The following is a 23,001-nucleotide window of genomic DNA, read 5'->3' on the forward strand; positions in this document are numbered from 1 at the left end:
ACTTAGCCCGAATAATTTACCTTTATGGAATGAGTAAACCCGAGAAGACCCTCTTCTTGCTCGATGCTATGGCGCTTATTTACCGAGCCCATTTTGCATTTAGCAAAAACCCTAGAATTAACTCAAAAGGACTCAATACAGGAGCTCCTTTTGGCTTTACCAACAGCCTGTACGAAATCATAGAAAAACGAAAGCCAACACACATTGGTGTAGCTTTCGATACCAGTGCCCCAACCTTTAGACACAAAGAGTACAGCGAGTACAAAGCTCAGCGAGAGGAAACCCCGGAAGACATAAAGATTGGGACACCTATTGTTAAAGATATAGTAAGAGCTTTTAACATTCCCGTGCTGGAACTTGACGGTTACGAAGCCGATGATGTGATAGGTACGCTAGCTAAAAAAGCAGCCAGAGCAGGGTTTGAAGTATTTATGATGACCCCCGACAAGGACTATGGGCAACTGGTGGAAGAGCATATTTACTTATACAAACCTGCTTTTATGGGTAATGGGGTAGACATAATGGGAGTACAGCAGGTTTTGGATAAATGGGATATTGAACGGATTGATCAGGTTGTAGATATGCTTGGCCTGCAGGGCGATTCTGTCGATAACATTCCGGGCATTCCGGGCGTTGGGCCCAAAACTGCTTCCAAGTTGCTGAAAGAATACGGATCAATGGAGGCCATTATTGATAACGCGGCCGATATAAAAGGAAAGCTCGGAGAAAAGATTGCCACTTTTTCAGAACAGGGTCTGCTTTCGAAAAAACTGGCCAGGATTAACATTGAAGTACCCATAGCATTCGATGAGAAGGCCTTGGAATATACCGGGCCCAATGTAGATAAGCTAAAGTCCATTTTTGAAGAACTAGAGTTTAGAACAACCCTAAAGAGAATATTGGGCGAGTCTACCGGAACAACCGCCAGACCAAAACCAGTGGCTTCAGAACAAATGGCTTTGTTTGGAGAGGCTCCCCCTCTAATGGAAAAAGAAGTGCCGGTTGTAGAAGAAAAATTGAACATTTCTACCACCCGCCACCACTACCACCTCATAGATACACCCAGCCTCAGAAAGCGCCTGGTGAATTACCTCCTGTCCCAGCCAGAGTTTTGTTTCGATACAGAAACAGACAATCTGGAGCCTATTGAAGCTAATCTGGTAGGGCTGGCCTTTGCCTACAAAACAGGTGAAGCTTACTACGTGCCAACTCCAGAAGACAAAGAAGAGACCCGTGCTATTTTAGAGGAATTTAGACCGGTATTCGAAAACCCAGAGATTGGTAAAATTGCGCAGAATGCCAAATATGATATACAGGTGCTCAAGAACTATGGTATTCAGGTAAAAGGCAAAGTCTTCGACACCATGATTGCCCACTACCTTATTGACCCGGACACACGCCACAACATGGATGTGCTGGCCGAAAATCTACTCAACTATACCCCTATTTCTATAACCGAACTCATCGGTAAAAAGGGTGTGAAACAGGGTAATATGAAAGATGTAGCTGTTCATAAGGTGGTGGAGTATGCGGCAGAAGATGCAGACATAACCCTACAGCTTAAACATAAACTCGCTCCCGGCCTAAGCGAGGGGCAACTACAAAAGCTGTTCGATGAAGTAGAAATGCCTCTCATGCATGTGTTGGCCGAGGTAGAATATAATGGTGTGAAAATAGACACGGAGGCCCTTGCTGCTATGTCTAAAGAGCTGGAAGAAGCCAGTGCCATCGCTCAAAAAGAAATTTTCGAAATGGCCGGGGAAGAATTCAATGTAGCTTCTCCCAAGCAGTTGGGTGTGGTGTTATTCGAAAAACTTCAGTTGGTTGAAAAGCCCAAGAAAACCAAAACAGGACAATATGCCACTGGCGAAGATATACTTTCCAAACTGGCTGTAGAACACGATATTGCCCGTAGGATTCTTGAATTTAGAGAATATCAGAAGCTAAAGTCTACCTATGTAGACGCTCTTCCTAATATGATTAGTCCGGTAGATGGTCTTGTCCATACCGACTATCGACAAGCCGTGGCGGCCACCGGAAGGCTAAGCTCCAACAACCCCAACTTGCAAAATATCCCCATCCGTACAGAAAAAGGAAGGGAAATACGAAAGGCATTTATTCCTCGTTCGCAAGACCATGTACTAATGGCGGCCGACTACTCGCAGATTGAACTTAGAATTGTGGCCGCATTTGCGAAAGATAAGAGCATGATCGAAGCCTTTAGGTCAGGAAAAGATATTCATGCAACCACCGCCAGTAAAGTTTTTGGTGTGCCACTAGAGGAGGTAGACCGAGACATGCGTAGAAAGGCCAAAGAAGTAAACTTCGGGCTCATATATGGTATTTCAGCCTTTGGTTTGGCACAAAACATTGGCATATCCCGTACAGAAGCTCAGGAAATTATTACCGCTTATTTCAATGAATTTCCGGGAGTAAAGGAATATATGGATGCCCAAGTGAATAAGGCCAGAGAGTATACGTACGTAGAAACCATTTTAGGCAGAAGAAGGTATCTCCGCGACATTCATTCAAAGAATATGACGGTTAGGGGCCATGCCGAAAGAAATGCTATTAACGCGCCCATACAAGGGAGTGCAGCCGATATGATTAAAATTGCCATGATTAATATTCATTCATGGATGAAAGAAGAAAAGCTGAAATCTAAAATGATTATGCAGGTGCACGATGAACTGGTATTTGATGTTCACAAAAGCGAGCTTGACTTAATGAAAGAGCGAATACCAGAACTTATGAAAAACGCTATGACCTTAGAGGTTCCTATGGATGTTGAGGTAGGCGTAGGAGAAAACTGGTTAATAGCACACTAGCATGGCAACATTTAATGTATCGTGGCAAGATATTGAGCAGGCCCATGAGCGGGTTAAGCCCTATATTCACCGTACACCGGTGCTCAGCTCAGAAAGTATTAACACTATAGTAGGTGCAGAGCTTTATTTTAAATGTGAGAACTTTCAGAAAATAGGTGCCTTTAAAGCACGAGGAGGGATAAACGCTGTTTTTTCACTACCCAAAGAACAACGTTCCAGGGGGGTTGTCACGCACAGTTCGGGCAATCATGCCCAAGCCATTGCTTTGGCAGCGAAAATGGCCGGTGTACCAGCTTACATTGTTATGCCCAAAACCGCTCCGCAGGTAAAAATTGCGGCTGTAGAAGGCTATGGAGCTCATATTACACTTTGCGAGCCTACTCAGGCATCGCGCGAAGAAACTTCTGCACGAATTCAGAAAGAAACAGGAGCCGTATTTATTTCGCCATACAACGACTTTAAGGTTATTGAAGGGCAGGCCACTTGTGCCAAAGAGCTTCTGGAAGAATTGCCCGAATTGAACACCTTAATAACCCCGGTTGGTGGAGGAGGCCTGCTGGCCGGAACCGCATTGACTGCGCACTACCTGAATGACAAGGTAGAAGTATTGGCCGGTGAACCGGAGGGAGCAAACGATACGTATCTTTCTATGCAAAAGGGAGAGCTTGTGAGAATTGACGCACCGAAAAGTATTGCCGATGGACTTCTGGCTACTATGGGAGACAAGAATTTTGAGATAATTAGGCCTCTTGTAAAGCAGATATTGGTGGTTTCTGATTCAGAAATAATTGATGCAATGCGGATGATTTGGGAGCGAATGAAAATTGTCATTGAGCCCTCTTGTGCAGTTCCTTTTGCCGCCATCTTAAAAAATAAAGAACTGTTCGAAGGTCAAAAAGTGGGCGTCATTCTTACCGGAGGCAATATAGACCTAGGGAAGCTGCCCTTTTAATTAGGGAGTATACAGGAATGCCAGAGGCTATTTTACCGGGGCATAGGGATTAATCTCTTTCAGTTTTTCTTCTAAAGCACGCAGGTCTTTGAGTCGTAGCCAACTCACTTTTATTCTGTGCTTTCTAAGTTTCTCCTCCTCATCAAGCACGTTGAGGCCAATGTGAAGATGGTCTGTTTCAAAGTAGCTATCGAAGTTGTATTTGGTAACCACCAGCGAGTTTCTTTTTTTGGAAAAGAGCTTTTGCGTATTAATAACCACTCCGCCATCGGCTTCTGTAGCATGCACATATACGGGCCAATTGACAAATGAAGACATAAAGCCAAACAATGGAGCAAATGCGGCAAGTAAAATGAGTCGTGGTAAATCAGGAGCTATAATAAAAGTGTAAACAAACATGAAGAGCACAAAAAGCCCGTAGAAATAGAGCAGATACTTAAACCGGTTTACTCTTCCTTTGTTGTTAATGTCTTTCATAATGGGTTAGTGTTATGTAGCCAATTATAGCATATAAATACGGTAATGTTATGAGCAGTCAATACAAGCACTTTTGCTTGGGGGTCAGGCTCGCCTTACTTTGCTGAGGATGTCCCACAAAACCACCCCAATACTAACGCTTACATTTATGGAATGTTTAGTGCCGAACTGAGGGATTTCTAAACACAAATCGGCCGATTTAACAATGCTTTCTTCTACACCAAATACCTCATTGCCAAAAACAAGAGCTAGCTTTTCGTCAGGCAGAGGGTTAAACTCATTTAGCAGAATACTTTGATCTGCCTGCTCAACGGCTGCAATGCGATAGCCCGCTTTTCTCAAATCTTCACAAGCCTCATTGGTGGAGCCAAAGTATTTCCACTCTACCGAATCAGTAGCTCCCAGTGCCGTTTTATGGATTTCGCGGTGTGGTGGTTGGGCGGTAATTCCACAGAGATAGATGGCCTCAATAGCAAAAGCATCGGCCGTGCGAAAAGCAGACCCCACATTGTGCATGCTTCTGAGGTTGTCCAAAACCAAAACTATGGGGTGTTTGGGTAGTTCTCTAAAGGTTTCTATATCGGGTCTGTTGAGCTCCTCGTTACTGATTTTTCGCATGATTCAAAAATAGAAAAGATTTTGGAGCCCAGGAGAGCCAGACTTACCCTATCAATAGGAGAAGCCCGACTCTCCAGCCGGGCTTCGTGTCCCGAAAAGGGTTTCGGGATCAACACCAACCAACAACTCAAATTTTCTTTGATATCACCAGGTATTTGCTAACCTTCCAGAAGCGCTCAGGATCGGTAATCTCCAATACCTTTTCGGCTTCAGATTCTCCCGGCAGTATTTGGTAAGATCCTTCCGGATGGCTGCTCACCAGGTCGAGCATAGAGGCTTCAATTCTAAGGCGTTGCAGGTTTCTCCGGTCCACGGTCATAAAGGCAGCTTCATCGGCTTCTTCCTGAAGTTTCCAGGCCTTGCCAAATAAGCCCAGAAAACCACCTTCTTTCATTACTACTCCTTTGGCTTTTAGGTCTTCGTATGTGCCAATGGCGAGGTAGCTTTTGTTGAGCTCATTGTTTTGAGCGGTGAGCTGCTTTACCTCTAACGATCGCTGTTCAAGGTTTTCCAACTGGGCGTGTATAGTGCTGTGGAGTGAATCTTGCTCAACAATAAGTTTTGCAAGCGACTCATCTTTTTTACTGAGCTCTTCTTTTAGCGAAGCTATTGTTTCAGAACGTGTGCTGAGTTCGGCTTGCAGGCCTGCAATTCGTTTTTCAAAAAGCCCTAGTTTTAGGTTAGCACTTTTGGCTTCATCCTCGAGCTGGCGTAAGTCTTGCTTCGACCGAAAGATAAGGTCATCAATCATGCTAATCTGCTTAAAGATTTTTTGCGGATTGCGCTTATCGAGCTGGTCGGCATTGTGCTGCTGAACAAGCCTTTCTCTCTCCAGGATATCACCTATCTGTCCTTCCACCTTATCATAGAGGGTCAGGATGTCGTTAAATGCCAATTCTTTCTGCATTATTTCCGCCTCCAGTTCGGTGTATTGGTTGGTGAGCACTTCTTTTTTTTTGGATACGGAAGATATTCCGAACCACATGGCTATGGTAAGGGCGCCTAGCAGTACCATGCCTACTTTCATTGTTTGTTTCATCTTGCTTTTATTTAAAGGGTTCAAAAAAATTCACTACGATTTCCGTTTTCGGAATGTGATGAAACTGGGGTTAAGGGTTGGTTGTTGGTGGTTTGGGTTATGGTTAGTGTTGCACAAAAGCGCCCGGCTTACCCCGTTAAGGTGGAGGCAGCGCCACCGTAGGCGGCTGTTGCCTCCTGTGCTTGTCTACTTAAAACCTAAACCTAAACTCAGCGTTAATGCAGAGTTTTTAGCATCTTCAGTGGCTTCTCCTGCAAAGGAGCCGCTACGACCAATTTCTCTCATACCATAGTTGTACCTTAGCGATATATGGCCTCCGTTAAAGGTGTAGGCCAGTCCTAGCGCGGCACCATAGTCGAGTGTATTGAAATCGTCCCTGTCTAATTCCGTGATTTGGTTGATGTTGCCGTTGCTGTCTACATCTTTTACATTGGCACTAATGAGGGCGGCAATGTAGGGTCCGGCATGGAGGTCTAGCGAGCCGGCTTTGGCCGATAGCATGACGGGAAGTTTAATGTAGTTGAGGTTGAACCTATAAGTGCCACTTCCCTGAAAGAAGTTGTTGTAATAGGCCGATGCCCCTTTCTGGCTGTAGAGCAACTCGTGTCTAATGCCCACATTGCCGGCTAAATCCCAGCGATTGTAAAGGCCCAGGTTCAAACCTATTTTGGCATTTTCATCGTCTACATTATCTATGTATAGGTTAGACATGTTCGCTCCTATAACAAAGCCTCCCTGGGCTTTTAAACCGATGGTAAGGAGCAACATGGGTACTATCAATAAAATATTTCGCGTTTTCATGGTTGTTATGTTTTGGGTTGTTTTAGGTGAGTGCCGACCCGTAATGACCGGGTCGGCACCGATCTATTGTTGAGGAATTATCCTTTGGTAGTAACTACCAGGTAATTCGAAATTTCCCAGAATTTTTTGGCGTCTGTCACCTTCAGGTATTTTACGTTTTCGTTGATTTCATCCTGCACAATGGTGTAGGAATCCTTAGGGTGTTCGGTTACCAGTTCAAATTTGGAAGCATCTATTTTGAGCTCAGAAAACTCTCTTATGTCAGTTTCAACAAAGTCTTCTGTGTTGGCTGTGGCCTTTAAGTCAATGGTTCGGCCAATCCATAAGAAGCCTCCTTCTTTATCAACAAGCCCTTTTTCTTTTAGCTCTTTGAATGTGCCTACTGCGTAGTGCACTTTGTTAAGCTTGTTGTTGGTGTCATTGAGCAATTCAATTTCTCTGGTTTGCTCAGCAATAAGCTGTTTTTGGTCTACCGTTTGAATCTGTATAGAGTCGTACTTAGAAGAGATCAGCTCAATCTGTTGATTTTTGCTGGCTACTTCGGCTCTCAACTGCGTAATGGTTTCTTTCTGAACATCGAGCATGTCAGAGAGCTTATCGATCCTGTTCTGGAAGGCATTGAGTTGCACATTGCTCTTTTTTAACTGAGCTTTCAGGTTCTGAATAGAGGCATTCGACTCCTTTACCAGTTCGTCAATTAGCTGTAATTCTTCTAGCAGTTGGCCCTCCTTCTTTTTTCCTTCTTCACCGGAAGTACTCACCACCAGGTTTTCTCTCCTTGAAATTTCAGCTACTTGCTCCTCTGCTTTGTTAAGCATTCCAATCAACTCATTGTATGTTGAGTCCCTCTCAGCTAGTTCTTGCTGAATAGTTTCTATCTGGCTAGACTGCTGAGCAATTTGCTCATCTTTCTTCTTGCTACAACTGCTGAGCACCACAGCTCCGGAGAGCATCAGTGCCATGGGCAGTTTTATTTTGTTTAACATTGTCTTTTTCATGGTTATGCGGTTTTATGGTTTATTCTAGAAGAATACTTTTACTCCAAATCCGGGGTCAATTCCAAAGTAGGCATTGCCCGTAGTGGCCACCTCAAAGAATGGCTTAATGTCTAAGCTCAAGGCCAGCGGAGTTTGAGGAATCATCAACTCAAGGCCCAAAATAAAATCTACCCCCAGGCCAAAGGCATCATCTGCATCGTCAAACCGGTTGCGATCTACCCCGAGGTTTGAATCGGATTGGAAGACAGCATGGCCACCAAAACCGTAGTAAAGCTCCAGGTAGTCAGAGTCGAATGGCGCTGCATATTTTTCGGCCAAACCGGTAATGCTGAACGAGTTGTTGCCAAATCCAAGAATGGCCTCGAAGGCATTTCCTTTTGCATTAAAATGCTTGTAGGTGAGCCCGGTAGTACCCACGGCTCTAATACCCAGTGCGTTGATGCCGTAGTTATTGGCTACTTGCAACATGGGGTCTCGGTATATCACAGAGTCTTCAGGTTGTGGGTCGGTAGCGGCATTGAGTTTATTGGTTGTACTTACTAGTGCCATGATCATCACGGCAATTCCAAGTATGGTTAATGTTGATTTTTTCATGGTTTTATGTTTTTAGTTCATTTGGTTGAATGAGGCCTGAGGCTGTTGAGTATTTCGGTTTTGTTTTGGTTTTGCGCCAGTGCGCTCATTCATTTGCCTTTGATTATGCCAAAATGAAACCAACAATAGAAACCAATGTAACTAACTGATTTACAGTAGTTAATGATGGTAATAAATAAAAAAGCCTCTACTTTTGAGAGGCTTTTTATCAGTTTGACAAAATTTTTGAGATTACATCTCCTTGAGCATACGGTAGATGGTGGATTGTCCTATGTCTAGTTTTTGAGCGACTAGCTTAATGTCGTCATCATAGGTTTGTAGGTAGTGCTTTACAATTTTGAGGTTGTACTCTTTCAGGGTCATTTCTTCACCGGAGAATTCGGCAATGATATCTTTTGTTCCGAAAGAAATGTCTTCAGCCTGAATGGTGTCGCCTTCGGCCATTACTACCGAAAGCTCTACTACCGATTTTAGTTCGCGAATGTTGCCGGGGTAGCCATAACCCATAAGCTTTTTGCTAGCTTCAGAGGAGAGCTTCTTTTCAGCCATATTATTTTCCTTACAGAAGGCCTTAATAAAGTGCTTGGCCAGCAATAAAATGTCTTTGCCTCGTTCGCGCAATGGAGGCAGGTTAATGGTAAGTCCAAACAATCTGAAGTAAAGATCTTCTCTAAAGTTGCCTTCTTTTACTTCGCTCAGCAGGTCGCGGTGAGTAGCGGCAATTATGCGGCAATCAATTTTAATGGTGTCTTTGCCACCCACACGTACAATTTCGCGTTCCTGCAGTGCCCGAAGTATTTTGGCCTGAAGGGTTTTATCCATTTCGCCCATTTCATCAAGAAAAAGGGTTCCTCCCTTGGCCTGTTCGAATTTACCTATGTGTCGGCTGGCGGCTCCTGTAAAGGCTCCTTTCTCGTGACCAAATAGCTCACTTTCTGCCAGTTCTTTTGGAATGGCACTCATATTTACCGCCACAAAAGGATTGTTTTTACGGTCTGAATTGTAGTGAATAGCCTTGGCTATTACTTCTTTACCGGTACCGGTTTCTCCATTAATAATTACTGAAATATTGGTAGAGGTAGCTTTTTGAAGCAGGTGGAAGACTTTCTTTAGGGGTTCGCTTTGCCCTATTATTGATTTCTGAAAGTCGTATTTACCCTGTACTTCTGTCTGAAGTTCTTCAATGCGCTCTTCCAGGTCGGAGCGTTCCCGAATGTGTTTAATCACATTGTGAAGTCTCTCTTTAATGTCTTTGGTTTTGGTAATGTAATCGAAGGCTCCCGATTTGAGCAGGCTGACGGCCGTTTCAATTTCGCTCTGCTCACTAATTACGATCACTTTGGTGTGAGGAGAAATGCTAAGCACCTGCTTGAGGAGGTCTTCTCCATTAATATCGGGCAGGCGATAGTCTAGCGTAAGTACTTCGGGCCGCTCTTTCTTTACGGCTTTCAGTAGCGTGGTGCCATCTTCAAAAGCTGTTACCTTAAAATCGGGGTTAAGCTCCAGGGTGTATACCAAAAGTTTCCTGTACCAATCGTCATCATCGACAACATAAATGGAATAAGAACTGCTGTTCATCGCTAAAAAGTTAGTAGTTAAAAGTAAGGTCTTAAACCTGGCTTTCTAAGTCTTTTTTTATCTGCGAGTAGATTTCTTCTACAATTTTAATCTGCTCATTGATTTCTTCGAAGCTAGCCTGCTCTGCCATGCGCTGTAGTTTTTCTATAGATGACACCAGGCTGTTGGCACTGAGGTGTCGGGCAGGCGGAAGCATTTTATGGGCCTCTTCTTTAATGCTCGACCTTATTTTGAGGTCTACGGCTTTGTATAGGTTTCTGATGCTTTTGGCAGCGCTAATTTTAAAAGTATTCACCATTTCGGTTACAAAATCTTTGTCTCCAATGCTTTTTAAGGTGCTAAGATCATAAAGACTTTGTCCGTTCATATGCTGTGAATGCTGAATGCCGTTACGGGTTTTGGTTTTTTGAGCAGTAAGTTGGTGTACGGCTTCAAGAAACTCGGCTTCATCGAATGGCTTACGCATAATATGGTCGAAACCAATTTTTTTACTCATTAGGCGCTCTTGGTCAGAAATAGTGGCGGTAAGCGCCAGGGTTGGTGTTTTTTGGTTGGGGCCATCATTTTTGCGAAGCTGTTCCACCACTTCAAAACCGCTCATGCCCGGCATTTTCACATCGAGTATGGCAATATCAAAAGGCTGCGAAAGTAAGGCTTCTAAAGCCGACTGCCCGTCATTGGCCAAAGTAAGCTCTACCTCATGACTCTTGAATACCGCTTCGAGTAGTTTTAAGTTGAAGGGCTCATCGTCTGCTATGAGTATAGTTAATTGCTTCAGGTGTATTTGCGGTGTTTTGGCCTTATCTTTTTTGGGAGTCAGAGCCTCGCCAATTTCATAAGGAAGGTAAAGAATCATTTCAGTGCCTTCGTCTACCTCGCTATCGATGTCTATACTGCCGCCATGCAGGTTAACGAGCATACTGGTAATGGCCAGCCCTAGCCCGGTGCCCTGTCTTTGGTCGCTTGCCTGGGCCTGTTCAAATTCTTCAAATATTTTCTGCTGTTTTTCTTTTGGTATGCCCACACCGGTATCTTTCACGCTAATTTTAAGGGTCACCTGCTTGTCGGTCTTTTGTTGGATCGAGGTGCTTAGGGTAATAGAACCACTGTCAGTGTATTTTATGGCATTGTGTACCAGGTTGGTAATCATTTGCCGTAATCGGTGAGGGTCACCATTCACATATTTGGGTACTCCTTCAAACTCAGATTTTAGTTTGAGGCCTTTGGCCGATGCTTTGTCTTCGAAAATGCGGATTACTTCCAGCAGAGTAGCTCGAACATCGAAGAGTTCTTTTTCTAACTCAACTTTATTGGCCTGGAGTTTAGATAGGTCCAGTATATCATTGAGCAGGTGAATGAGGTGGTCTGAAGAGTTTTTTACTACCTCTAGCTGATCGCGTTGCTCGGGCGACATATTCGATTTAAGAAGCTGATTGGTGAAGCCGGCAATGGCATTCATTGGGGTTCTTATTTCATGGCTCATATTGGCCAGAAAGCGCTCCTTGGCATGCGCTAACTCTTCGGCATTGCGCTTGGCCGATCGTAAGGCCTGTTGGTATTTTCTGTTTCTGGCCAGGTAGTTTACTTGGGTTACAATGGTAATGAGCAAAAGAATGCTAGTGAGTGCCGAAAAAACTACAATTTCCTGGTTGGTGGCTTTAGCCAGAAGCTCCACATTTTTCACGTTTTGTTGGTCTTTCTCTACTTCTATGGCTTCCAGATTGTTAATGAGCGAAACAATTTCATTCTGTAGCTGAGCCGACTCCTGGCTGAGATTGGCCAGTCTGTTTTTGAGGGCATCGCCCTCGCGGCTGCTTTGAGACTTGGCATTGGATAGTTCAGCTAAAATTTCTTTTTGCAAACGTTCCGATTGGCTAGGACGTGTGGTAGTATCTTGTTGATTTTTTTTCCTGCCAAAAATTCTGCCCAAGAAACGTTTCTTTTCTTCGGGTATGGTGGCCGTGTCATCTTCGGCCAATGTTTCGGGTAGTTGTGCAATTTTCTGGGTTAGGTCATCTAAAGTACTCTCAAGAATATCTGAGTTTAGTGCCCCTATTTGGGTTTGCACCTTGGCCCACTGACCTAGCAGGCTGGATAGGGAATCATAAAGGCCTACGACTCTGTTGTCGTCTATGGTTTCTTTTAAAGAGTCTATAAGGTATAGGCTCTCATCGAGCGCGGTGTTGAACGATCTCATATGATTCGATCGGGAGTCCACTCTGTAGGCATCTATGTTTCTTTCCATTTCATTGATGTAGAAGGACAACTCGTTCAGGGTAATCAAATTATAATTGGGCTTGGCACTCTCTTCCAGTGTATCTACCATGGTGTTGAGTTTAGTATAGGCTTTATAACCCATAAAGAGAACCACTACCGTAGTTACGGGAAGCGCGATATTAACAATCCAGGCGAGTGTCCTTCTCTCAATAATTTTCATAAGAGGCTAAATAAGTAGAAGGTCTTTTAATTAAAAAGTGACGTTTGTAACTTATTTAACTCCTGGCCTGAACTATTGTTATCGACTAGTGAAAAAAAGACCCTGACTGAGCAGGGTCTTTTGGGTTTATGTTCTATGCATTAGAATATGTCAATTAACAGGCTGGTAACTGATCGGGCTTTTACATTGAAGGCCGACATTACACTACCGTTGATCTCAACTTCTACTTTGGTAGACGATTCAAACTCTACCTCGTTGTTCAACTGGTTTTCTTTGTACTTAGCTACAATCAGCTCGTACTTACCTTCTGGCATAAAGGCCAGCGTAAAGTTACCGGTGGCAGTGGCTACTGCACTGTTAATAGATCCTTCAAATCTGGTTCTACCTTCAGCTGGTTCATTTTGCTCAGCCTCGTTGTAGGTTCCTTCAAGGTAGGCATATACCACTACTTTGTCAGCATCCTGCATGTCGTCCATATCTACTTTACCCTGAATTGAACCGGCATTGGCTTTAGATACTAGTCTGGCAGTAGGTCTTAGCTTAAAGTCGCCATTTCCTTCTTTAACCAAAGCTTTTCTAAGGTCAACGTCCAATACAATTTCAGAAAGTCCGTTGGCCAATACTTCAAAGTCTCCAAAGATTTTGTAACCTGAAGTTGATCCGCTAGGCACAGAAATCTGCTTGGTGGTATTGTCAGTAAACTCTACCCAGGCTTGAGAGGTGCTGTTCAAAATTAGTCGTACCTCATCATAGCTTCCGGCATCCAAGTCAGTCTGTCCTAAGAATTTGGTTTGCCCGTTCTGATAAGCCATTAAGTCGAACGTTTCAGGCTCTTCGAAAGTAATTGTGTTTTTTACTTTTCCATTGGCAATTACCTGAAGTTCATCTACCGAAAGGTAAACACCTGAAATATTCTCAGCATCTACTGCTGCATCTGTAGCTTCAAAACTGGCCGAACCAGTTCCACTCATTTCATTATCATTGTCATCGCAACTCGTCAAGACAAAACCTGTGGTGACAATAAGTGCTGCAATTAATGTTTTAATAGTTTTCATCGTTTTGGGTTTTTAGTTTCAAATTGTTGTGCCAGTCTTATTTCCAAACTGATGCCATTGACGTAAGTAATTGATATTCAGTGTGTAAAATTTTCGTATTCCTTTGTTTTTCTATCATTGAGAGAATTTCTCTTTCATTTTGAAAAAGAAATTGAGGCGGAAAGCGAACTGTACAGGAAACTGTTGGCAAATGAGTAGACTGAGCCCTAGTAAGGCAGAGGGAATTTTCTATTTTTGAGTTTTCAAAAAGTCAACCACATAAGCATTTCTTACCCTATGGCTTCATCCAAATCTGCTAAGGAAACACCGTTGATGAAACAATACAATGCCATTAAGGCGAAGTATCCGGGTGCACTGCTATTGTTTAGGGTGGGAGATTTCTATGAGACCTTTGGAGAAGATGCCGTAAAGGCCAGTAAGGTGCTTGATATTGTACTCACTAAAAGAGCCAACGGTGCGGCCAGCCATATTGAATTGGCCGGGTTTCCACATCACTCCCTCGACACGTACCTTCCAAAGCTGGTGAGAGCCGGCAATCGGGTAGCTATCTGCGATCAGCTAGAAGACCCCAAATCAGTAAAAGGCATAGTAAAGCGTGGCGTAACAGAGTTAGTAACCCCGGGGCTATCCTTCAATGACAATGTGTTGGAGCAAAAGCGCAATAATTATTTATGCTCCTTGTTTTTTGGAAAAGACCAGGTGGGTGCCGCTTTTCTCGATCTTTCTACAGGAGAGTTTCTAACCGCTGAAGGAAGTGCCGGATACATCGATAAACTGGTTCAGGGCCTTATGCCTTCAGAGTTTATTTATGCCAAAAATCAAAGAACCCAGTTTGAGGCTCACTTCCGGGACGACTACAATACCTATACTATAGACGACTGGGTATATGCCTTCGATTACGGCTATGAAAAGCTAACCAACCACTTTGGCACTAATAACCTGAAAGGCTATGGAATTGAAGAAATGCAGTTGGGTATTGTGGCTGCAGGAGGCATCTTACACTATTTGGAAGATACAGAACACAAAGAGGTAAGCCACATTGCCAACATTAGCCGCATAGAGGAAGACAAATATGTATGGCTGGATAAGTTCACCATTCGCAATCTGGAACTCATACATCCGCAACATCAGGGAGGAGTACCGCTGATTGATATTCTGGATCATACCCTTACCCCCATGGGGGGAAGGCTCATGAAGCGGTGGCTGGTTTTGCCTCTCAAAGAGCGCAACAGAATTGAAGAACGTCTCTCGGTGGTCGATGCATTTTATGAAAATCCGGAACTGCGCGACCAAATAGCTGAACACCTTGAGCAAATCAACGATTTGGAGCGGCTGATTTCCAAAGTAGCGGTTGGACGCATCAATCCGCGCGAAATGCTGCAGTTGCGTAAGTCGTTGGAGAACATAGCTCCTATCAAGGCCTATTTGGAAAACACAGGAGTGAAATCGTTGGAGCGTCTGGCCGACCAACTTCAGCCCTGCCAAAAACTGGTAGATAGAATTGTGGCCGAGGTAAAAGATGATGCCCCCATGCTCATGCATCAGGGAGGTATTATTAAAGAAGGAATAGACAAAGAGCTTGATGAACTACGCAAAATAGCTTTCAGCGGAAAAGACTATCTCATCCAGATTCAGCAAAGAGAAATAGAAAACACGGGAATAAGCTCATTGAAGATTGCTTACAATAAGGTATTTGGCTATTACCTGGAGGTGAGCAATACTCACAAAAGTAAAGTGCCGGAAGGGTGGATTCGCAAGCAAACACTGGTGAACGCTGAACGGTACATTACCGAAGAGCTGAAAACCTATGAGGAAAAAATTATTACCGCAGAAGACCAGTACAAAGTCATTGAACAACGCCTTTTTCAGGAACTGGTTGCTTTTGCCGGAGACTATGTAGGGCAGATTCAACAAAATGCACGCTTTATTGCCACATTAGATTGTCTCATTTCATTTGCTATAGTGGCCCGTCAAAACAACTATTGCCGCCCCGAAATGAGTGATAAAATGGTGATTGATATTCACGAAGGACGTCACCCTGTTATTGAGCAGCAATTACCCGTGGGAGAAAGCTATGTGCCTAACGATGTTTCTCTGGATGATCATAATCATCAAATTTTGATTATCACCGGGCCCAATATGGCGGGTAAGTCCGCTTTGCTTAGGCAAACCGCCTTAATTGTACTTATGGCTCAAATGGGGAGTTATGTGCCGGCCAGCAAGGCCAACCTGGGTATTACCGATAAGGTATTCACGCGGGTGGGAGCCAGCGACAACCTTTCTAAAGGGGAATCTACCTTTATGGTAGAAATGACCGAAACAGCCAGCATACTTAACAACCTTTCTAACAGGTCGCTGGTGCTCATGGATGAGATTGGGCGTGGAACCAGCACATACGATGGTATATCCATTGCATGGTCAATAGTGGAATATTTGCATAACCATAAAAAGTTCAAACCCAAAACTCTTTTCGCCACACACTACCATGAGCTGAACCAATTAGAGGAAGACTTTCCGGCCATTAAGAATTACAATGTTTCTGTAAAAGAAGTGGGCGATAAGGTAATCTTCATGAGAAAACTTAAGCGTGGAGGTAGCGAACATAGTTTTGGTATACATGTAGCCCAGATGGCCGGAATGCCCAATCAGGTGGTCATTCGGGCAGCAGAAATCATGCAACACCTAGAAAAGGATAAGATTCGGAATAAGAGTGACGAGAAGATTAAATCCATTCCTAAGAACAATTATCAAATGACACTTTTTGAGGCTGACCCGGCATTTACGGAGATTAAAGAGATTCTGGAGCAAACAGATATCAATACCATTTCGCCAGTAGAAGCCTTGTTGAAGCTGAACGAGATAAAGGGTAAGTTGAAAAAATAATTTTTTTTGAGATAGCCGTTGCATATTCATAACCCTTGGTTAAATTTGCACTCCCAATCGCGAGAAGAGCGGTTCAGTGGATTGAAATAATAAGCGAGAGTAGCTCAGTTGGTAGAGCACGACCTTGCCAAGGTCGGGGTCGCGGGTTCGAATCCCGTCTCTCGCTCTGAGGCTAAAAAGCGTGTTTGACACGCTTTTTTAGTTTAAGGCCTGTGGCATTTGACTATTCAAAGTCCGGAGTGGGCAGAGAGTATATTAAGAATATTACAACTACCATGTAGTTGAAGCCGGAGTGGTGGAATTGGTAGACACGCAAGACTTAAAATCTTGTGACCTTTTGGTCGTGCGGGTTCAAGTCCCGCCTCTGGTACAGAAGCCCTGCTGAAAAGCGGGGCTTTTGTTTTAAACCCTCCTCAAACCTTACATCTTCATTTTACTGCAACTAATGATTGTCTATGTGAAAGTCGCCCTATATATTTGCGACTCTTTAGAATTAATCTAAATAAGAATAGAGATGAAAGGATTGAGAAGATTGTATGGTTTAGGCCTATTGACAGTGATTTTAACCGTAGCTGCTTGCAGCGATAGTGATGATACCCTGCCAACTGTTGAGGCTCCTGCCACATATACATTTGAGAGGAATGGACAGTCAACGGTTTCATTTAGTGGACAAACTACCCGAATACAAATGGCCACTGAATTGGTAAGTGCCATGAAAGATTTTGACAATAGCACAGAAGCGTTGTTGTTGGAAATGTTCAGAAACGAAACGGCCAATGGTGGAGATGCCAATCCTTTCAGCAATGCAGACCTAAATGCTTCTACCAAAAGCGTAAGAAGTAAAACGGGGGCATCTAAAGACTATTTCTTTACCAACGCCACCGAGGCTGCTCAAATCAAAGCCGACTTTGAAGGCTGGATCAGTGCGCAGGTGTCGGAGGTGTTTCCTGCAGAAAATCAAATAGCCACTCCGGGCAATCCCGGTCAATTGGCCGATGGTTCATCCACTCGTTACGTGAATGGCAAAGGTCTTGAATATGATCAGGCCGTAAATAAGGGACTTATCGGTGCCCTTATGCTCGATCAAATGCTTAACAATTACTTGTCGGTTTCTGTGTTAGATGAAGCCGATAACCGTGCAAACAATGACAATGAAGTATTGGTTGAAGGGAAGATGTATACCACTATGGAACATAAGTGGGATGAAGCCTATGGTTATTTGTTTGGTACAGCTGCCAATGCTGCCGATCCTGTAGCCACTATCGGTTCTTCCGATGCCTTTTTGAACAAGTACCTGGGCAGAGTGGAAGGCGATCCTGATTTTGCCGGTATAGCACAAGAGGTATACGATGCTCTTAAGCTGGGCCGTGCCGCAATAGTGGCTGGTGAGTATGAGGTAAGAGATGCACAGGCGGCCATTGTTCGGCAAAAACTTTCAGAAGTAATTGCCATTAGAGCCATATACTATCTTCAGCAGGGTAAAAATGCGTTGGCTCAAGATCCTCCAGCCTATGGTACCGCGTTTCACGACCTTTCCGAAGGTTTCGGGTTCCTGTACAGCTTGAGGTTCACACGTCAGCCTCAGGGAGACATGCCTTACTTTACCAAGGCCGAGGTAGATGGGTTTATTCAGGCCGTATATGGTTCTACCAACGGTTTCTGGGATGTAGATGCAACCACACTGGATAATGTATCGGGCCAAATAGCCGCAAAGTTTGACTTTACGGTAGCTCAGGCAGGAAACTAATCACATAAATATAAAAGCGAAGATGGTAGTGAGAGGAGTGAAGAAACTGTGGACGTTATGGGTTTTCATGCTGATGGGTGCAGTGGCCTGTTCAGATTCAGACCCCAGTACGGAAGAACCTATTGATGATTTCGATCGGTCTGAAATTCTGGTGAACTGGGCGGACAACATCATCATTCCCAACTATCAGGACTATGTGGAAAGCCTGACTGATTTAAAGGCTGCGATTACCACTTTTGGCCAGACATCTTCTGCAGATCTGTTGGCCGATGTGAGAGAGGCCTGGCTGGAAGCCTACCTGGACTGGCAACGAGTGAGCATGTTCGAGATTGGCAAAGCGGAATCGGTGTCATTGAGGAACTTCACTAACATTTATCCGGCCGATATTCAAAAAATCGATGAAAACATAAACACGGGTAGCTACAACTTGGAGTTGCCCTCTACCAACGATGAACAAGGGTTTCCTGCCCTGGATTATCTGCTTTATGGTAAGGCCGACACCGATGAAGGCACGGTGGCCATTCTTAGTACTCCGGCACACAAGGAGTATCTTCAACAGTTAGTAGAAAGACTGCATAATCTGGCCTCAGAAGTACTCAATCATTGGACCTCAGGTTATCGGGATACTTTTGTGGCCAACAATGGTTCTTCGGCTACCAGTTCGCTCAATAAACTAGCCAATGATTTTATGTTCTACTACGAGAAGAGCCTGAGGGCCGGTAAAGTGGGAATCCCTGCCGGAGTCTTTTCAACATCGCGACTACCTGAAAAAGTGGAGGCTCGTTTTAGTGGAAAAAGTAAATTGCTCTTTTTGGAATCGCTCGATGCTGTACAAGACTTTTTTAATGGTACGGGCAGCTCCAACACGGGCAAAAGTTTCGCACACTATCTTGACTATCTGAACACCATAAAAGAAGGTGAAGATTTAAGTGCGCTGATCAATTCGCAACTGAACTTGGCCCGGCAAAAAGCCGAAATGCTCAACAGCGATTTTGCAGCTCAAATAGATGATAACAATGTGTCTATGCTCGAAACCTACGATGAACTTCAGAAGGTTGTGGTGCTTTTGAAGGTAGACATGTTCCAGGCATTGAGTATTCAGGTAGATTTTGTGGATGCAGACGGAGATTAATGCTTTCCCGATTCCAAGGCTATATCGATAAAAATGCAGAGGCTGCCCCATTGGCAGTCTTTCGCATTTTCTTTGGTGTCATGATGTTTCTGAGCATTGTGAGGTTTTGGAGCTATGGTTGGATTGATAAGCTATACATTCAGCCGCGTTTTTTCTTCTCTTATTATGGTTTTGAATTTGTGAAACCACTTGGCAGTTATACCTACCTGCTTTTTGCTCTTTGCGCAATGGCAGCCCTTGCCGTTGCGGCAGGTTATCGCTATAGGTTAGCCATCATTACCTTCTTTCTGAGCTTTACTTACATAGAGCTCATGGACAAAACCACCTATCTCAACCACTACTACTTCATCAGTCTTCTTTCTTTTCTCATGATTTTCCTGCCGGCACACAGGTATTTCTCGCTCGATGTTCGGCTGGGTTATGCAAAACCGGTGCAGTATGTGCCTCAGTGGAGTTTAGACTCCGTGAAATTATTGCTCGGCATAGTTTATTTCTATGCAGGATTGGCCAAGCTCAATAGCGATTGGCTAATTCATGCCATGCCGCTTAAAATTTGGCTGCCCTCCAAATTCGATATTCCTTTTTTGGGGCAGTGGCTACAGCAAGAGTGGGCTCACTATACCTTTAGCTGGCTTGGGGCACTGTACGATTTAACCATCCCCTTTCTTTTGCTCTATAAAAGAACCAGACCGTGGGCATTTTTGGCCGTAGTGGTCTTTCATGTGCTTACTCGTGTGTTGTTTCCTATAGGCATGTTTCCATACATAATGATAGTGAGCGCAACTATATTTTTTAATGCGCAATGGCACCATAAAATGCTAAGCGTTTTGGCTCGGTTAATTCGGGTAAACAAAGCAAAGTGCGACAATGGGCTGGTAATGGCACCTACCAAAATGCAATTGGCAAAAATTGTTTTGGTGCCCTTTTTTGTGTTGCAGTTGCTCATTCCTTTTCGTCATTACCTCTATCCCGGAGAGCTGTTCTGGACAGAAGAAGGCTACAGGTTTTCGTGGCGCGTAATGCTTATGGAAAAAGCAGGTTATGCCAGTTTCAAGGTAGTAGATAAAGAGAGTGGCCAACGTTTTTATGTCAATAATGCCGATTTCTTAACCCCATTTCAGGAAAAACAAATGGCCACTCAGCCAGACTTTATATTGGAATATGCACACTTTCTAAAGCAACATTTCGAAGCTCAGGGCCATAAGAATTTAGGTGTTTTTGTGGAAAGCTATGTAGCCCTGAATGGGCGTAGAAGCAGGCCATACATAGATCCTAAAGTAGACCTCACACAACAGCAAGAATCGTTTAAACACAAAGACTGGATTTTACCATTCGAAGATGAAATTAAGGGCTTATAGTTTACTTATGTTGGCACTGTGTTGTGGAGCCAACGCTTGGGCACAATACAGCATTAAAGGAAAGGTTGTAGACGGAGCAACAGGTTTGCCGGTGCCTGTGGCCGAGGTATATAATGAGGAGACTCAGTACATTGCCCGAACCAATGAAAAAGGCGAGTACGAAATACCCAACCTGAAACCCGGCACCTATAGCCTCGTGGCCTACTCGTTTTCCTACAAAGTAATTGAGCGCAAAGTTACCGTGGCAAGTGCCAATTTGGAGGTAGACTTCCGTCTTCAGGAAATAACTCAGGAATTGTCAGAGGTGGTTATTGCTCAAGAGAGAGAAAAGATATTCAGCATAAACCGACTGAAGCCGGTGGAAGGTACCGCTATATATGCCGGGAAAAAATCTGAAGTGGTATTGCTCGATAAGGCATTGGGAAACCTGGCCACCAACAATGCCCGGCAGGTATATGCTCAGGTAGTAGGGCTCAACATATATGAAAGTGTCGATGCCGGCTTACAACTTAGTGTGGGTGGTCGTGGGTTAGATCCCAACCGAACATCTAACTTCAACACCCGTCAAAATGGTTATGATATAAGTGCCGATGTGTTGGGATATCCCGAAAGCTACTACACCCCTCCGGCCGAAGCATTGAGTGAAATACAAGTAATCCGAGGAGCGGCCTCCCTTCAGTATGGAACGCAGTTTGGTGGCCTGATTAATTTTAAAATGAAAGAGCCAAACCCTAAGAAGAAAGTGGAGCTGACAAGCCGGCAAACTGTTGGGTCTTTTAATCTCTTTACCAGCTTTAACAGCCTTTCCGGAACCACGGGAAAGTTTAGTTACTATGCCTACTTTAACTATAAGACGGGCGATGGGTTCCGGCCTAATTCGGGGTTCGATTCAAAGAATTTCTTTGCGAATATGAACTACCAACTCAATGAAAATACCCGACTGTCGTTCGACTATACCCATCTAAACTACCTGGCACAACAGGCCGGGGGCCTTACTGATACCCAGTTCAACAGGAACCCCAATTTTAGCAACCGGGAACGCAATTGGTTTGAAGTGCAATGGAACCTAATGGCCTTAAAGCTGGAACATAAGTTTTCAGGTAATACAGACTTTAGCCTGAACCTCTTTGGGCTTGATGCTTCCAGAAACTCCGTAGGATTTAGAGGTAACCCTACCCAGTTGAATTCAAACCCCGTGTCGGAGCTGGACGAGCAAAACAATGATGGTACCTATGTGACTCCTCGGGATCTTATTAGGGGAGACTTTAATAATTGGGGTCTGGAGTCTAGGCTGCTTACGCGCTATAAGCTGGGGGAAAAAAATGCTGTTTTTCTCATTGGTACAAAATTTTACAAGGCAGAAAATCGGTCGCAGCAAGGCCCCGGGTCGTTAGGGGTAGGGGCCGATTTTAATTTTGCCAGGCAGGAGTTTCCCGATTACCCCAATCAATCAGACTTTCTGTTTCCAAACCTCAATGTATCCCTGTTTGGAGAAAATATCTTTTACCTAAACAACCGTTTATCGCTTACCCCAGGCTTTCGCCTGGAGTATATTAAAACGGAAAGCCAGGGTACTTATACGCAAGTCAATTTCGACAATGCCGGCAATCCAATTTCCAACCGTACACTACAAGACAACCGGGAACTCAATAGGAGCTTTCTTCTGCTGGGTTTGGGCCTAAGTTACGATCACTCAGATAATTTGGAGGTGTATGCCAATCTTTCTCAAAACTACCGCTCCGTAACGTTTAGTGATATTCGTACGGTGAACCCTACGTTTATCATAGACCCCGAAATTAGGGACGAAACAGGATTTACGGCCGATTTCGGACTTAGGGGCAAGTGGAACGAAACTGTTTCATACGATTTGGGCGGCTTTGGCCTGCTGTATAACGACCGCATTGGCATTATTCTGGACGACAGGGCCAACAGGGTGAGAAAGAACATTGGTAAGGCATTTATTTACGGACTGGAAACTTTTGCCGACTGGAATCTGGCAAGAACACTTCAACTCGATGCTAACCAATTTAAGCTCAATTGGTTTGTGAATGCAGCTTTTACCAGTTCAGAATATTTAGCGTCTGAAGAGAACAATGTGGTAGGCAAAAAGGTGGAGTTTATTCCCACCGTTAACCTCAAAACGGGGCTGAGCGCAGGATATAACAATCTACTTTTGAGCCTGCAGTTTACTCACCTCACCGAGCAGTTTACCGATGTACAAAACTCGGCAGTGCCTGAAGAGGGTGATGCCCGAAACGGTGTGATCGGAGAAATACCGGCCTACAGTGTAATGGATCTGTCCATGTCCTGTACCCTGGGGCGCTGGAAAATTGAATCGGGAATAAACAATTTACTGAACGAGCGATATTTTACACGCAGAGCCACCGGATACCCCGGACCGGGTATTATACCTTCAGACCCAAGAGCCTACTATTTTACTTTGCAGCTGAAGTTGTAGTTCATTCTAAGGCGCTTTTTACATGGAGCCTTAGACTTTTCTTTTA

The 23,001-nt window shown here is 44.1% G+C and carries 16 protein-coding genes and 2 tRNA genes; 9 read left to right on the top strand and 9 right to left on the bottom strand.

Going from position 1 to position 23,001, the window contains the following annotated elements:
- The first annotated feature begins 29 nt into the window (after positions 1 to 29).
- Entirely contained in the window at positions 30 to 2,828 is a 2,799-nt protein-coding gene (polA, locus tag IE164_RS05395) for a DNA polymerase I (protein WP_189629151.1), read from the top strand.
- Position 2,829: 1 nt separating this feature from the next.
- Complete coding sequence (locus IE164_RS05400) at positions 2,830 to 3,780, top strand: pyridoxal-phosphate dependent enzyme (protein WP_189629152.1); 951 nt, start codon at positions 2,830 to 2,832, stop codon at positions 3,778 to 3,780.
- Positions 3,781 to 3,807: 27 nt separating this feature from the next.
- Here the strand turns inward: IE164_RS05400 and IE164_RS05405 are convergent, their stop codons facing one another.
- The 9 genes from IE164_RS05405 to IE164_RS05445 form a co-directional block, all read right to left on the bottom strand.
- Positions 3,808 to 4,257, bottom strand: a complete 450-nt coding sequence (locus tag IE164_RS05405; protein ID WP_189629153.1) for a hypothetical protein — start codon at positions 4,255 to 4,257, stop codon at positions 3,808 to 3,810.
- An 84-nt stretch (positions 4,258 to 4,341) separates the two neighbouring features.
- The gene (locus tag IE164_RS05410) at positions 4,342 to 4,875 is read right to left on the bottom strand and encodes an RNA methyltransferase (RefSeq protein ID WP_189629154.1); all 534 of its coding nucleotides are present in this window, start codon (positions 4,873 to 4,875) and stop codon (positions 4,342 to 4,344) included.
- Between the two features lie 127 nt (positions 4,876 to 5,002).
- Positions 5,003 to 5,914, bottom strand: coding sequence for a Cbp1 family collagen-binding glycoprotein adhesin (locus IE164_RS05415; RefSeq protein ID WP_189629155.1), 912 nt, complete (start codon positions 5,912 to 5,914; stop codon positions 5,003 to 5,005).
- A 186-nt stretch (positions 5,915 to 6,100) separates the two neighbouring features.
- The gene (locus tag IE164_RS05420) at positions 6,101 to 6,715 is read right to left on the bottom strand and encodes a porin family protein (RefSeq protein ID WP_189629156.1); all 615 of its coding nucleotides are present in this window, start codon (positions 6,713 to 6,715) and stop codon (positions 6,101 to 6,103) included.
- A 77-nt stretch (positions 6,716 to 6,792) separates the two neighbouring features.
- The gene (locus tag IE164_RS05425; RefSeq protein ID WP_189629157.1) at positions 6,793 to 7,713 is read right to left on the bottom strand and encodes a Cbp1 family collagen-binding glycoprotein adhesin; all 921 of its coding nucleotides are present in this window, start codon (positions 7,711 to 7,713) and stop codon (positions 6,793 to 6,795) included.
- A 24-nt stretch (positions 7,714 to 7,737) separates the two neighbouring features.
- Positions 7,738 to 8,307: a hypothetical protein gene (locus IE164_RS05430; RefSeq protein ID WP_189629158.1), complete on the bottom strand. Its 570-nt coding sequence runs from the start codon at positions 8,305 to 8,307 to the stop codon at positions 7,738 to 7,740.
- Between the two features lie 231 nt (positions 8,308 to 8,538).
- Positions 8,539 to 9,885, bottom strand: coding sequence for a sigma-54-dependent transcriptional regulator (locus IE164_RS05435; RefSeq protein ID WP_189629159.1), 1,347 nt, complete (start codon positions 9,883 to 9,885; stop codon positions 8,539 to 8,541).
- Positions 9,886 to 9,916: 31 nt separating this feature from the next.
- A complete protein-coding gene (locus IE164_RS05440) occupies positions 9,917 to 12,322 on the bottom strand; it encodes an ATP-binding protein (protein WP_189629160.1) in 2,406 nt (801 codons plus the stop codon).
- A 140-nt stretch (positions 12,323 to 12,462) separates the two neighbouring features.
- Positions 12,463 to 13,377, bottom strand: a complete 915-nt coding sequence (locus IE164_RS05445; RefSeq protein WP_189629161.1) for a DUF4382 domain-containing protein — start codon at positions 13,375 to 13,377, stop codon at positions 12,463 to 12,465.
- A gap of 276 nt (positions 13,378 to 13,653) precedes the next feature.
- Here IE164_RS05445 and mutS point away from each other — a divergent pair, with 276 nt between their 5' ends.
- The 7 genes from mutS (at position 13,654) to IE164_RS05480 (ending at position 22,955) form a co-directional block, all read left to right on the top strand.
- On the top strand, positions 13,654 to 16,260 hold the full coding sequence (gene mutS / locus IE164_RS05450; RefSeq protein ID WP_189629162.1) for a DNA mismatch repair protein MutS: 2,607 nt from the start codon (positions 13,654 to 13,656) through the stop codon (positions 16,258 to 16,260).
- 93 nt (positions 16,261 to 16,353) lie between these two features.
- A tRNA-Gly gene (locus IE164_RS05455) sits at positions 16,354 to 16,426 on the top strand.
- Positions 16,427 to 16,546: 120 nt separating this feature from the next.
- Positions 16,547 to 16,630: transfer RNA gene (locus tag IE164_RS05460), tRNA-Leu, on the top strand.
- Between the two features lie 144 nt (positions 16,631 to 16,774).
- Positions 16,775 to 18,007 (top strand): DUF4856 domain-containing protein, encoded by a 1,233-nt coding sequence (locus IE164_RS05465; protein ID WP_189629163.1) that lies wholly within the window; start codon positions 16,775 to 16,777, stop codon positions 18,005 to 18,007.
- Between the two features lie 22 nt (positions 18,008 to 18,029).
- The gene (locus tag IE164_RS05470; RefSeq protein WP_229838533.1) at positions 18,030 to 19,139 is read left to right on the top strand and encodes an imelysin family protein; all 1,110 of its coding nucleotides are present in this window, start codon (positions 18,030 to 18,032) and stop codon (positions 19,137 to 19,139) included.
- The gene (locus tag IE164_RS05475) at positions 19,139 to 20,497 is read left to right on the top strand and encodes an HTTM domain-containing protein (protein WP_189629164.1); all 1,359 of its coding nucleotides are present in this window, start codon (positions 19,139 to 19,141) and stop codon (positions 20,495 to 20,497) included. The genes IE164_RS05470 and IE164_RS05475 overlap by 1 nt, the downstream gene beginning before the upstream one ends.
- Positions 20,478 to 22,955 carry a TonB-dependent receptor gene (locus tag IE164_RS05480; protein WP_189629165.1) on the top strand — a complete coding sequence of 826 codons (2,478 nt, stop codon included), beginning with the start codon at positions 20,478 to 20,480 and terminating at the stop codon, positions 22,953 to 22,955. The genes IE164_RS05475 and IE164_RS05480 overlap by 20 nt, the downstream gene beginning before the upstream one ends.
- Positions 22,956 to 23,001: the final 46 nt, after the last annotated feature.

Source organism: Roseivirga thermotolerans, assembly GCF_014653175.1.
Taxonomy (GTDB): domain Bacteria; phylum Bacteroidota; class Bacteroidia; order Cytophagales; family Cyclobacteriaceae; genus Roseivirga; species Roseivirga thermotolerans.

Coding starts and splice junctions, on each gene's coding strand:
- IE164_RS05480 (WP_189629165.1), top strand. CDS start 20,478: ATGAAATTAAGGGCTTATAGTTTACTTATGTTGGCACTGTGTTGTGGA.
- IE164_RS05410 (WP_189629154.1), bottom strand. CDS start 4,875: ATGCGAAAAATCAGTAACGAGGAGCTCAACAGACCCGATATAGAAACC.
- IE164_RS05415 (WP_189629155.1), bottom strand. CDS start 5,914: ATGAAACAAACAATGAAAGTAGGCATGGTACTGCTAGGCGCCCTTACC.
- IE164_RS05405 (WP_189629153.1), bottom strand. CDS start 4,257: ATGAAAGACATTAACAACAAAGGAAGAGTAAACCGGTTTAAGTATCTG.
- IE164_RS05425 (WP_189629157.1), bottom strand. CDS start 7,713: ATGAAAAAGACAATGTTAAACAAAATAAAACTGCCCATGGCACTGATG.
- IE164_RS05420 (WP_189629156.1), bottom strand. CDS start 6,715: ATGAAAACGCGAAATATTTTATTGATAGTACCCATGTTGCTCCTTACC.
- IE164_RS05435 (WP_189629159.1), bottom strand. CDS start 9,885: ATGAACAGCAGTTCTTATTCCATTTATGTTGTCGATGATGACGATTGG.
- IE164_RS05470 (WP_229838533.1), top strand. CDS start 18,030: ATGGTAGTGAGAGGAGTGAAGAAACTGTGGACGTTATGGGTTTTCATG.
- IE164_RS05445 (WP_189629161.1), bottom strand. CDS start 13,377: ATGAAAACTATTAAAACATTAATTGCAGCACTTATTGTCACCACAGGT.
- IE164_RS05475 (WP_189629164.1), top strand. CDS start 19,139: ATGCTTTCCCGATTCCAAGGCTATATCGATAAAAATGCAGAGGCTGCC.
- IE164_RS05430 (WP_189629158.1), bottom strand. CDS start 8,307: ATGAAAAAATCAACATTAACCATACTTGGAATTGCCGTGATGATCATG.
- IE164_RS05400 (WP_189629152.1), top strand. CDS start 2,830: ATGGCAACATTTAATGTATCGTGGCAAGATATTGAGCAGGCCCATGAG.
- IE164_RS05465 (WP_189629163.1), top strand. CDS start 16,775: ATGAAAGGATTGAGAAGATTGTATGGTTTAGGCCTATTGACAGTGATT.
- mutS (WP_189629162.1), top strand. CDS start 13,654: ATGGCTTCATCCAAATCTGCTAAGGAAACACCGTTGATGAAACAATAC.
- IE164_RS05440 (WP_189629160.1), bottom strand. CDS start 12,322: ATGAAAATTATTGAGAGAAGGACACTCGCCTGGATTGTTAATATCGCG.
- polA (WP_189629151.1), top strand. CDS start 30: ATGAGTAAACCCGAGAAGACCCTCTTCTTGCTCGATGCTATGGCGCTT.